The organism is Mariniflexile sp. HNIBRBA6329 (assembly GCF_043558645.1).
Classification (GTDB): domain Bacteria; phylum Bacteroidota; class Bacteroidia; order Flavobacteriales; family Flavobacteriaceae; genus Mariniflexile.
The window spans coordinates 72327-85281 of record NZ_JBIFXS010000014.1 but is presented as its reverse complement, the minus strand read 5'-3'; the positions used below and the strand labels follow the sequence as shown (position 1 = coordinate 85281).

The window sequence follows — 12955 nt, the reverse complement described above, 5'->3', positions numbered from 1 at the left end:
ACAAGAACTTATAATGTGGATGACGGTAACGGTAACAGTATTAATGTCACTCAAACCATTACAATTGATGATACTACAAACCCGACAGCTTCTAACCCTGCACCTATTAACGTGCAGTGTCTTGCTAGTGTCCCAGCGCCTGATGTTTCCGTTGTAACCGATGAAGCTGATAACTGTGGAACTCCTACAGTAACATTTGTGAGTGATTCTGCGAGTCCCTTAGTGAATGACGGATCTATTACAAGAACTTATAATGTGGATGACGGTAACGGTAACAGTATTAATGTCACTCAAACCATTACAATTGATGATACTACCAATCCTACAATATCTTGCCCTGCAAACCTAACAATACAATGTACCGCTAGTTTCTTGCCTGCTAATACAGGAACCGCCACCGCTACAGATAACTGCGATACCAATGTAACTATAACTTATACCGATGTGTCAACACAAACTAATAATGGATCTTGTACGGACAATAGCTACACCATTACTCGTACTTGGTTAGCTACAGACGATAGTACAAATAGTACTTCGTGTGACCAAATCATTACCATTATTGACACAACACCTCCAGTACTAGCTGGAATTCCAGCAAATACAACGGTGCAATGCCATTTAGTTCCTGTAGCTGCAACACCAACAGCAACCGACAACTGTGATACCAATGTCGATATTTCTTTTAGCGAAAATTCTACCAAAACAAATAATGGCACTTGTACCGATTTCTCTTATTCAATAACTAGAACTTGGGTTGCCACTGATAACTGTGGATTGACAGATACCAAATCTCAAACTATTACAGTAATTGACACAACCCCTCCATCTATAACCGCTGACCCAAGTGATTTTTATGCAGAATGTGATGGTACTGGTAATACTGCGGCATTGAATGCGTGGTTAGCTTCTAATGGAGGTGCAACAGCAACGGATAATTGTAGTAGTGTTACATGGAGCAATAATTTTTCGTCACTAAGTAATACTTGTGGTGAAACAGGATCAGCATTAGTAACTTTTACGGCAACAGACGCTTGTGGTAATTCAAGAAGTAGAACAGCTTCGTTTATCATAGAAGATAAAACTATTCCGTTTATTACAAACGCTCCGCAAAATTTAACCGTTGAATGTGATGGAGCTGGTAATATTACCGATTTAAACAATTGGTTAAATTCTAATGGTGGCGGTTCTGCAACCGATTCTTGTAGCAACGTTACATGGAGTAATAACTTTAGCACATTAAGTAATGACTGTGGCGCTACAGGTTCTGCAACGGTTACTTTTACAGCAACCGATGACTGTGGCAATCCAAACTCAAGAACAGCAACATTTACAATAATAGACAGTACAGATCCAACGGCCAGCAATCCGGCTCCAATAAATGTACAATGTAAAAGTGCTATCCCTGCAGTTGATACCAGTGTAGTAACTGATGAAAATGATAATTGTAGCATGCCAACTGTATCCTTATTTTCAGAGTCCAATAATAGTGGAGCGGGTACAACTGCAAGTCCTTATATAGTAACAAGAATTTACCGTGTTACGGATGATTGTGGTAGATTTATAAATGTTTCACAAACCATAACCGCTATTGACGATACACCTCCAACAATTACCTGTCCTTTAGATATAAATCAAAATACAGATCCAGGTATTTGTGGTGCTTCATTAACCATAGCAAATCCAACAGTCTCTGATAATTGTTCGTCCACATTTACATATTCATCAACGCGTTCAGATAATGAACCATTAAATGCTGTTTTCCCTGTGGGAACCACAACAATTACATGGACTGCGACCGATGAAGCTGGAAACACAAGTGCTAGTTGTACGCAAACTGTTTCTATTACTGATAATGAACCTCCTGTTGCTTCATGTAAAAATATTACAATCGCTTTAGATCCAAATTCAGGAACCGCCAGTATATCAGCTAATCAAATAAATAATAATTCAACAGACAATTGTGGCATTCAAAGTCTAACTTTAAATAAAACAAGCTTTGATTGTACCAATATAGGTTCAAACCCAGTTGTATTAACTGTAACAGATGTTAATGGAAATGCGAGTACTTGTACTGCCACAGTTACGGTAACTGACTTAAGTAATAATGCATCGGTAACTATTAACGCTACACAAACTGAGTTTTGTGCGCAAGCAACAGCAACATTTACAGCCATACCAACAAGTGGTGGTTCAAACCCAACCTATCAATGGAAAATAAATGGTATTAATGTACCTGGTGAAACAGGAGTTCAATTTACATCATCTAACACCTTAAATAACAATGATGCTATTACTGTTGAAATGACTAGTAATGTATCTTCCTGTACCAAAACAGTAGTAAGTAATCCTTTAACCGTAACTGTTAATGCAGAAAGAGTGGTTTCCTTTAATATTAATGCTTCTGCCTCTCAAACCTGTGAAGGTGGAAACATTACTTATTCTGTAAATCCGGCAACGATTACTAATGGAGGGACAAACCCATCATATCAATGGAAAATTAGTACAGATGGTGGCGCTACATATGCTGATATCACAGGAGCAACCAGTGCTTCTTATACAAGATCTAATATGCCATTAACAGATAATGGAAACATCATAGCTCTTGAAGTGACATCAAACGTACAATGTGCAGATCCGACTTTAAATAACAACCCTATAACCATGGTTGTTAATACGTTGCCAACAGTAACTGCCCCTAGTGATTTCAGTATTTGCTTAGGTAATTCGGTGACTCTAACAGGTAGTGGGGCCTCAACCTATACATGGAACAACGGCGTAACAAATGGTGTTGCATTTTACCCTACAGCAACTCAAACCTACACCGTAACTGGAACTGATTCTAATGGTTGTCAGGATACTGATACCGTTACTGTTACCGTAAACCCAGTACCGCAAGTAACGGCCTCAAGTAATAGCCCCGTATGTTTGGGAGATTTAATTGACTTGACTGCTAGTTTTACTGCTTCAGGTTCTAGCACGAGTGGAGTTACTTGGAGCTGGACTGGACCTAATGGATTTACTTCAGGTGATCAAAATCCAACCGATTTTACAGCTTTAGCTGCTTCTGCAGGAGATTACACAGTTACAGTAACCGATAATAATGGTTGTGTAAATATGGATACCGTTACCTTAGTAATCAATCCAGATACTACTATTTCAAGTCATACAAACCAAACCCAAAGCGTTTGTATCAATAACGCTATTGCTCCCATAAGTTTTACAATTACTAACGGCACGGGAGCCTCTATTACAGCAGGCGGATTACCACCTGGCGTAAATGGTACATACAACAGTGGTTCTTTTAATATTAGTGGTACTCCAACATCCTCAGGAACATTTGCCTATACAGTAACTGCTACCGGACTTTGTGCTCCAGCATCACAATCTGGAACCATTACGGTAAATCCTGATGCTACTATAAATTTAACGACGGCAAACGCCACCCAAACAGTTTGTGAAGGTGTTGCTATTGGTGATATTCAATATACAATTGCTGGTGGTGGCACTGGAGCTATAGTTACAGGATTACCATCTGGAATTACTTGGGGCTACAATGCAGACGTATTAACTATAAGTGGATCTTCTACAGTAACAGGAACTCATAATTTTACAGTAAATACTACAGGAACTTGTAGCCAGGTCTCAGCAAATGGATCTATTACAATCAATCCAAACTTAACGCCTTCTGTATCAATTATTTCTAATGATGCGGATAATAATATTTGTTCAGGATCACCAGTTATGTTTACCGCAACACCAGTAAATGGTGGCTCAACTCCTATTTATCAATGGAAAGTAAATGGTAATGATGTTGGTATTAATAGCTCAAATTTTACTTCTAGTACACTTAGTGATGGCGATATTGTAACGGTTGTTTTAACAACTAGTGAAACTTGTTATACTTCGGCTACAGCGACAAGTAATGCCATTACCAATAATGTTTATACGCCTTTAAGTGTTCAAGTAATTGATGGCCCAAGTGGTGTTTGTCCATCAGGAATCGTAACCTATTCTATTCCAGAAAATAACAATAACATATTAACCTATAATTGGACAGTTCCATTTGGGTTTATTATAGAATCAGGGCAAGGGACACATGAAATAACAGTATCATTTACTACACCTAACGAAGGATTAAATACAATTAGTGTTGTAACTACAAATCCGTGTGGCCCTGTAACCTCCTCTAATACTGAGATCAATGTTCAAGATTTTGCTGCCGTAAATGCTGGTCCAGACCGATATATCTGTGCAGGCACATCAAGTGTTACGTTAGCAGGTGCTATTAGTGGTGCGGTTGAAGGAACTGTCAAAGGAAACAATAAATGGGATTGGTCGTTTACCCAGGGAAGTATGAGTAACCCAGAATCAAAAAAACTAAACGGCATATTAACAGGCCTTGGAAGTCTTCCTGCTGGTACTGTAATAACGGTAACAATCTCTACAAACGATAATGTAACGGCTAGTTGTATTGGGACAGAAACAGACCAAATGAATATTTATATTTTAGGGTCAGGCGCTATAACATCCCCTTCTAATTCAGACCAAACCGTTTGTATTAATGGAACAATAAACCCAATTCATTTTAACATTAATCATGGTACAGGAGCCACCGTATCTGGATTGCCTAATGGCTTAACAGGAAACTATAGTGGAGGTGTCTTTACAATTAGCGGAACACCCACCCAGTCTGGTACATTTAATTATACTGTAAATACAAATGTAGGATGTTCAGCTGCGGCTAAAACTGGTACTATTACAGTACACCCAAATACCACCATTGATAATCCTGCAAACAAAACGCAAACCATCTGTATTAATGACAATATTGTTCCTATTTCTTTTAATATCTCCAATGGTACCGGAGCAACAGTAACTGGCTTACCTAATAACTTATCCGGAACTTACAATAATGGTATATTTACCATAAGTGGTCAAGCCTTACAAGCGGGAACATATAACTATACTGTAAATACTGAAGGTAATTGTGCTCAAGCATCACAAACGGGAACCATAACTGTGAATCCAGACACGACTATTTCTGGCCATGCCGATCAGTCTCAAAGTGTATGTATCAATACTGCTATTACCCCTATAATTTTCAATATTACTAACGGCACAGGAGCTTCTATAACATCAGGTAGCTTACCAGCAGGTGTAACTGGAAGTTACAGCAGTGGTGCTTTTACCATTAGTGGTACACCAACTGTATTTGGAAACTTTGATTATACTGTTACTGCTACAGGGGCTTGTGCCTCTGCAACGCAATCAGGTACTATTACAGTAAATCCAGATGCTACCATAACTTTAACTACGGCTAATAACACCCAAAGTGTTTGTGAAAACCAAGCCATTGCACCTATCCTATACACTATTGGTGGCGGTGGTACTGGAGCTACGGTAACAGGCTTGCCAACAGGAATAAATTATAGTTTCAATTCTGGCGTATTAACAATAAGCGGAGACTCTGCTATAGCTGGAACTCACAATTTTACAGTGAATACTACGGGTACTTGTGCCCAGACCTCAACTAATGGTTCTATTACCATTAACCTAGATGCCACAATAGATAACCCTTCAAACAAAACTCAAACGGTTTGTATAGATAATGCCATTACACCAATTGTTTTTACAACAACTGATGCCACTGGAGCTACAGCTTCTGGATTGCCAAATGGCGTTACAGGAAATTATTCTGGAGGTGTTTTTACTATAAGTGGTACTCCAACAGAATCTGGTAACTTTAGTTATACAGTTAACACGCAAGGTACTTGTGTTCAAACTTCCCAAACGGGATCTATTACCGTAAACCCAGATACTACTATTGATGATTCACTAGATAAAAACCAAACGGTTTGTATAAATACTAGTATTTCAACCATAACATTTAATATTACCAATGGTACTGGAGCCACTGTTTCTGGTTTACCTAATGGTGTAACTGGAAGTTATAGTGGTAGCGATTTTGTTATAGATGGAACACCTACAGAAGCGGGAACTTTTAATTATACTGTAACAACACAAGGAAATTGTGACCAAGCATCAGAATCAGGAACAATAACAATAAAAGAAATTGCAGTAATTTCAACACAACCTCAAAACGTAGGAGTTTGTGTTAATACGAATACTAGCTTAAGTGTGGTTGCATATGGAGGTATTACAGGTTATCAATGGTACAGAAATGGCGTAGCTGTTTCAGGAGCCAACTCAAATATACTTAATTTTAGTCCGGCTACTTTAGCAAATGCAGGTTCGTACTATGTAGAAATATTCGGAGATTCACCATGTTCAAATATAACTTCCGACACGGTAACACTCAATGTAAATCAACTAATATCAATCACAGACCAGCCAGATAATTTAGACCTTTGTGAAGGTACTACAGCAACTTTTACGGTAACTGCTACTGGAGATACCCCAAGTTATCAATGGAGAAAAGATGGCACTAATATTCTTGGAGCCACCAATGCTTCTTTAGTAATTAATAATGTGTCTCCGGCTGATATAGGGAATTACGATGTGGTTATTACAGGATCGGGTACCTGCCCTAGTATTACTTCGGAAACCGCATCATTAAATGTTACGCAACAACCAACAGCTAGCATTTCGTATAATCAATCGGAGTATTGTAAATCATTTGCAGGCTCTGAACCAATAAATTTAACTGGCACAAATAATTTCCAAGGTGGTAATTTTGGATCATCTCCTGCTGGCTTAACTTTAGATTCCTCAACCGGAGCAATTACACCAAGTACAAGTACGCCAGGAACCTACACTGTTACATACACAATGCCGGCTTCAGTATGTTCTATAAGTCCAGTTTCCACAACAGTTACAATTTACCCTAATACTGTTGCTGGAAATACGCTAGGTTATCTGGATACTGAAACAATAGCTGATGCAAGAACTGTATTAACAGTTTGTCATGAGGGTGATGGAACTATATTTGCTTCTGGATATACTGGAACCATTAAGGAATGGCAAATTTCTACAGATGGCGGACTTAATTGGAGTACTTATAGTGCAACATCAGATCCTTCAATAACCTTTACAAATTTAACAGATACTACGCTGTTTAGAGCAGCTATAGAAAGTGGTAATTGTGGTATAGAATATTCATTAAGAGTATTATTGAATGTTATTCCACCAGACGTAAAACCAGACCCTGTATCGTGGTCAGCTTCTACAATTTGTATAGGTGATTCGGTTACATTTATTGCTCAAAGTGGATTAGGTACAGGTTTAGGTTTAGAAGATGGCGGAGGCGATTTCAATACTGGACAACTAAATACGCAAGACCCTGACAGTTGGTTAGTTGATGGCAACCCTAGTGGTTGGACAGCAAATGCCGATACTACAAAACCTTCAATTGATTGGTCAGGTTCTAATCCTCATGTATTTGGAGGTATATTATATGACACAGGAGCAACTTCTGGTGCTAAAAAATTTGGTATTGTATATGGTCCAGCAGATAGTGATGGTTTTATATTGGAAACCCCAATATTTAATACTTATGGTTTAACTGCGTTTGAATTTCAAATGGATCAAGCTTGGAATTTATTTGCTGGAGATCAAATTCTTATTGAATTATCTCTTGATGGGGGTACAACTTATAGTGTTACTTTACAAGACATTACAGGTCCAAATAGCTCTGGAAATCATGACCACTTTGGAGATAATCATTTTGTTTTCACTGAAGATGTTTATGGTAATTCCCTTATTAGTTATTTAGGACAAGATGATCTAAGAATTCGATTTACTTATCTTGGAACAAATCCAACTTCTTCTTGGGCAATTGACGATATACAGTTTGAAGTAGACGAAAATGCCAATGGCATAGAATGGACCGATGAATTTGATGAGGTAATATCAACAGAAAATACAGCAATGGTTACACCAGAATTCCCTGGTAAACACACCTATGGAGTAACATCTTTAATAAATGGCTGTAGAAGTGAAGGCATAGATGGAACTGTATTTGTAGACATAGATGTTATCTACGCACATGCTGGACCAGATCAATCTATACCTCAAAGTAATTGCGGAAATAATGTAGTTACTTTAAATGCTTATGATAATACATTAAATGTTGCCGAAAATTTCGCAAATGGTGCTTATGTTCCCTATGATATTAACGATCCGGAATCACAATTTCCAGGAACTGGTGATATTGGAACATGGTCAATTACTTCTGGACCTATCAGTACATGTGGCACAGGTACGTTTTCTGATGTAAATGACCCAAGAGCAACATTTACTGGAGAACCTGGAACTTATGTATTAAGATGGACCGTTGGAAATTGTTGGGATGAAGTTACGATAGTTTTAACATCTTGTGACACAATTGATTTTGATGGTATAAACGATCATATTAATTTTAAAAAGAACTACGATTTAAACAATGCGTTTAGTATTGAAGTTTGGATAAAAACTGAATTAAACAGTAGTGGTATTCAAACTATTTTATCTAAAAGAAACGGAGCTAGCTTGAATGGTAATGGCTATGATTTAAGACTTGTAAATAGAAGAATTTCATTCAATTGGAACAATGGCAACTCATTAGTTTCCAATTACAACATAAACACAGATAGATGGTACCATGTGGCTGTTACTTTTGATGGCGCTACATATAAATTGTATATCGACGGGATAGAAGTTGGCACTCCTGTTGGAGGCAGTGCTCCTTCTACAAATAATTTTGATTGTATTTTAGGAGCCATGGACCAAAACGGACAACCATTATATTACTTTAATGGATGGATGGACGAACTTAGAATTTGGAATAAAGCTTTACATGTTGAACATATTCGTCAAATGATGAATCAACAAATCATATCAAGTCCTACAGTTGCTGGGAATGTACAAGGAGAGGTACTACCTATGGATATCCATGGACCGGATAATAATGGTTTCAACGTAGGGGTACTTACCGACAACGATCCTTTACTTTGGAGTAATTTACAAGGCTACTACCGTATGGATAACACTGGTTGTGGAAACTTATTGCCATATAACGGTATAGGGGTTGATGGTAAATTGAGAAATATTAATTCTATACAAGAGCAGAGTGCTCCACTGCCCTACACCACTATACCTCATACTGGATATTGGAATGATACAGGTGCTGCTGGGGTAACTCCTTGGACTTATGGTAGTACGGTTTGGGATTATCCAAATAGTATGGGTATCAATAACTCACCTATAGATTGGAATATTGTGAAAATTTCTAATAATGTTAAATCTGCCAATGAAGATATTACCTTATTAGGCTTGATAGTTGATCCTTCTGTAGAATTAGAAATTTTAGATCCAACACAAGCCGAAAATGAAAATAACAATGGTCAAGGCTTATGGGTTACCCATTATCTTAAACTGGATGGTTGGATAGATTTAATAGGAGAATCTCAACTGGTACAAAAAAGGTATACACCTAATCAATTTAGCGAAAGTATATTGGATGTTAACAGTAGTGGGTATTTAGAACGAGACCAACAAGGTGCTGTAAACTTATTTAATTATAACTATTGGAGTTCTCCTGTTGGAGCTAAAAATACAACTAGCAACAATAACCCCGCTATCTTAATGAATAATAAAATGGATGGTACAAACTCTAGCAATCCTAAACCCATCAATTGGTTAGCAAGTGGCTACAATGCTTCTGCCCCCAACCCTGTATCAATTCCAGAATATTGGTTATGGGCTTATGAGAATTATACAACCAATGTATATGGCAAATGGGCCAAGCTATATAAAACATCAGGAATTAAAGCAGGTTTAGGTTATACCATGAAAGGTAGTGGTACTAAGGCCAATACGTATCAAAACTACACCTTCACCGGCAAACCAAATAACAATACTATTAATAGAGCTATATCACTTGGTAATGAAGCCTTAGTTGGAAACCCATATCCATCGGCAATTGATGCTCAAGAATTTATAAAGGACAATATTCCATCTCTAAATCCTGATAATTCAGCAAATAATGCTGCTAATCCAAATACAACAGGAAGCATTGATGGCTCCCTTTATTTCTGGATTCATTATACAACAAACAACACGCATGTTTTAAGAGATTATCAAGGTGGGTATGCCACATACACTTTAGTTGGTGGCGTTGCACCAGTTTCATCCCCTTTGACTACGGCAGATGGTTTTGAAATAAGTGGTGCTGGAAGTTCAAATTTAAGACCTGGCCAATATATACCAGTAGCTCAAGGCTTTTTTGTGTATTCTGCATTTGCAAATAAAACATCTAATCAGCTTAAATTTCAGAACAGTCAAAGAGTTTTCAAAAGAGAAACCAATGATAATGCTTCTGATGGCTCACAATTTTTGAAATCCAGTAATTCCAAAAGTGCAAAAAACAGTTCAAATCCAACTGTTGATGAAACAGCAATAAAACGTCTTAGACTCCAGTTTAAAACACCTGAAGGTGCAAGAAGGCATTTATTATTAGCATTTACGGGAGATAATGCTGCATCTGATGGTTTTGATTACGGCTATGACGCTAAGTTATTTGAAACCCTACCAAACGATATGTTTTTTATGATAAATAATGACAAATGTATCATTCAAGGTGTTGGCGCCTTTGATGAAAACAAACAATATCCATTTGGTATTTCCTCTAAAAAAGGTGGAGCTATAGAAGTTTCTATTACAGATATGGAAAATTTGGATACTAATACTAAAGTATATATTTATGATAGTTTACTGGATACCTATACAAAAATTAATGATAAAAATTCAAAATATGAAACAACACTTGGTGCTGGTGACCATTTAAATAGGTTCCGCATAACATTTGTAAAAAACCAAACGCTTTCGGTAGTTGATAATGAATTTGAACAATTTGATGTAAAATACTTAAACGATAGCAAAGAAATTCAAATTAAAACTTCTATTGATGTGGACGTTAAACAGGTTTATTTGATTAATATTTTAGGACAAACTTTAAAATCTTGGAATAAGACAAATCTACCTGAAATATCTAACGATATGACGATTCCGATGAGTAATAACTTTGCAGAAGGAACCTATATTATTAAAGTAGTTACTTCCGCTGGGACTGGAAATAAAAAGATTATTATTAATTAACAGTAACCTTTCATCAAAATGTAAAAGGCTGTCTAAAATAAAAGACAGCCTTTTTTAATTTACAACCTTTATTTTTGTAGGTTTTTTAGCCGTATTTAATAAATATAATGTATTTCATCGATTAATTTGGTGTTTAAAAGATTTTTATTATATATTTGAAGTAGAAAATAACTGAATGCTCATAATACCCCAAATTAATGGCAACAAGAATATACTTCTACTTATTATGTCTTTTGTGTACTACAACAAGTAGTTTTGCAAGTGGATTAAAAGCTCAAACAACAAGCAGCAATATTCAAAGAGTAAGAATCGATTTTACGATGCCTGATGGCTATGTAAGACATTTATTATTAGCTTTTACAAAGGATAACGCTGCTAGTGATAATTATGATTACGGATATGATGCTATAAACAGGGATGCCTACCCATATGATTTAAACTGGATGATTGGAGATTTGCGATGTACCACTCAGGGTGTTGGCGCTTTTGATGACTCAAAACAATATCCTTTGAATATGTTTATGTCTAATGATGGTCAAGTTGAAATATCCCTTGATGCATTAGAAAATTTTGATACGCCGATTGATTTGTTTATTTATGATTCTCATTTAAATACTTATACACAAATCAATAATTCAAATTATACAGATACTATAGATAAAGGGGATTATTTAGATCGCTTCTATTTGGTCTTTAAAAACAATAGTGACGCATCTTCAATATTTGCTAAATCACTTGCTACAGATGAAATCACTTTAGAAGATACAAACATTAGTTATTTACATAGTACAAAGGAATTACATATAGACACAAACAATAATTTCACAATTAATAATATTCAAATATATAATTTATCTGGACAAAAAATATTCTCATTAAGTCATGTAAACTCCAACCATATTAAAGTGCCTTTATATTCAAATCAAACAAAATATGGCATTGTAAAAGTTGAAACAAATGACGGAAACTTGTCTTCCAAACTAATTCTTTTAAATTAGCCTATCAAAAAGATTAAACTTAAAAAAAAGACTGTTTATTTAAATAAACAGTCTTTTTAATTCACTATAAATAAAGCGTGTTAACTTACATCGATACTTTAGTACCAACCGGTTTTCCATCTATAATATCAATAATTACATTATCGGTTTTTCCGTTTACAATATACGTGGGAATATTATTTGCCGCTGCTTGTTGCGCATAATCTAATTTGGAACCCATGCCGCCACGACCTTCAGCTTCACCTTTATTACTGTCTTTAATGTATTTATCTAAATTTTCATTAGGATTTACATTTGTTATTAAATCACTACTTTCAGCATCAGGGTGGCCCGTATAAAGTCCATCAATATCTGTTAAAATAATAAGTTTATCGGCATTAATAAGCTGTGCAATTAAACTTGCCAACTCATCATTATCGGAAAACATAGACATGGTAACCGATACCGCATCATCTTCATTCGCAATAGGAATAACACCTTCAGACAATAAACCCTCGCAACAATTAATCATGTTCTGCCTGTGTATACCTGGGCTAAAATCGCGCTTAGTAGGAAGTACTTGGGCACATTTCATACCAAAATCGTGGAAAATATTGTAATACAAACGCATCATACGTGGTTGCCCAATGGCAGAATACACTTGGCGACGTTGTGTTTTATCTTTAATTTTAGATTTCCCCAAAACTTCTCTTCCTGCAATAACTGAACCAGATGATACGAGTACGCAAATAATATCGCGCTCATAAAGTTCTGCAATTTGTTTTACCAAATTACTCAAAACAGGCCTAACAATTCTATTGTCTTTGTTGGTCATCACATTCGTACCAACTTTTATAACTATTCTTTCTTTATACATTATT

Annotated in this window: 3 protein-coding genes; 2 read left to right on the top strand and 1 reads right to left on the bottom strand. The window is 36.3% G+C overall.

Going from position 1 to position 12955, the window contains the following annotated elements:
• The first annotated feature begins 15 nt into the window (after nucleotides 1-15).
• Both ACGK9U_RS13925 and ACGK9U_RS13920 read left to right on the top strand, forming a co-directional pair.
• Nucleotides 16-11097 (top strand): LamG-like jellyroll fold domain-containing protein, encoded by an 11082-nt coding sequence (locus ACGK9U_RS13925; protein ID WP_394467008.1) that lies wholly within the window; start codon nucleotides 16-18, stop codon nucleotides 11095-11097.
• 197 nt (nucleotides 11098-11294) lie between these two features.
• Complete coding sequence (locus ACGK9U_RS13920; RefSeq protein ID WP_394467007.1) at nucleotides 11295-12095, top strand: hypothetical protein; 801 nt, start codon at nucleotides 11295-11297, stop codon at nucleotides 12093-12095.
• Between the two features lie 85 nt (nucleotides 12096-12180).
• Here the strand turns inward: ACGK9U_RS13920 and proB are convergent, their stop codons facing one another.
• Complete coding sequence (gene proB / locus ACGK9U_RS13915; protein ID WP_394467006.1) at nucleotides 12181-12951, bottom strand: glutamate 5-kinase; 771 nt, start codon at nucleotides 12949-12951, stop codon at nucleotides 12181-12183.
• Nucleotides 12952-12955 lie beyond the last annotated feature (4 nt).

What these genes read in the sequence shown, in the direction of transcription:
- ACGK9U_RS13920 (WP_394467007.1), top strand. Translation starts at nt 11,295, where the DNA reads ATGGCAACAAGAATATACTTCTACTTATTATGTCTTTTGTGTACTACA.
- proB (WP_394467006.1), bottom strand. Translation starts at nt 12,951, where the DNA reads ATGTATAAAGAAAGAATAGTTATAAAAGTTGGTACGAATGTGATGACC.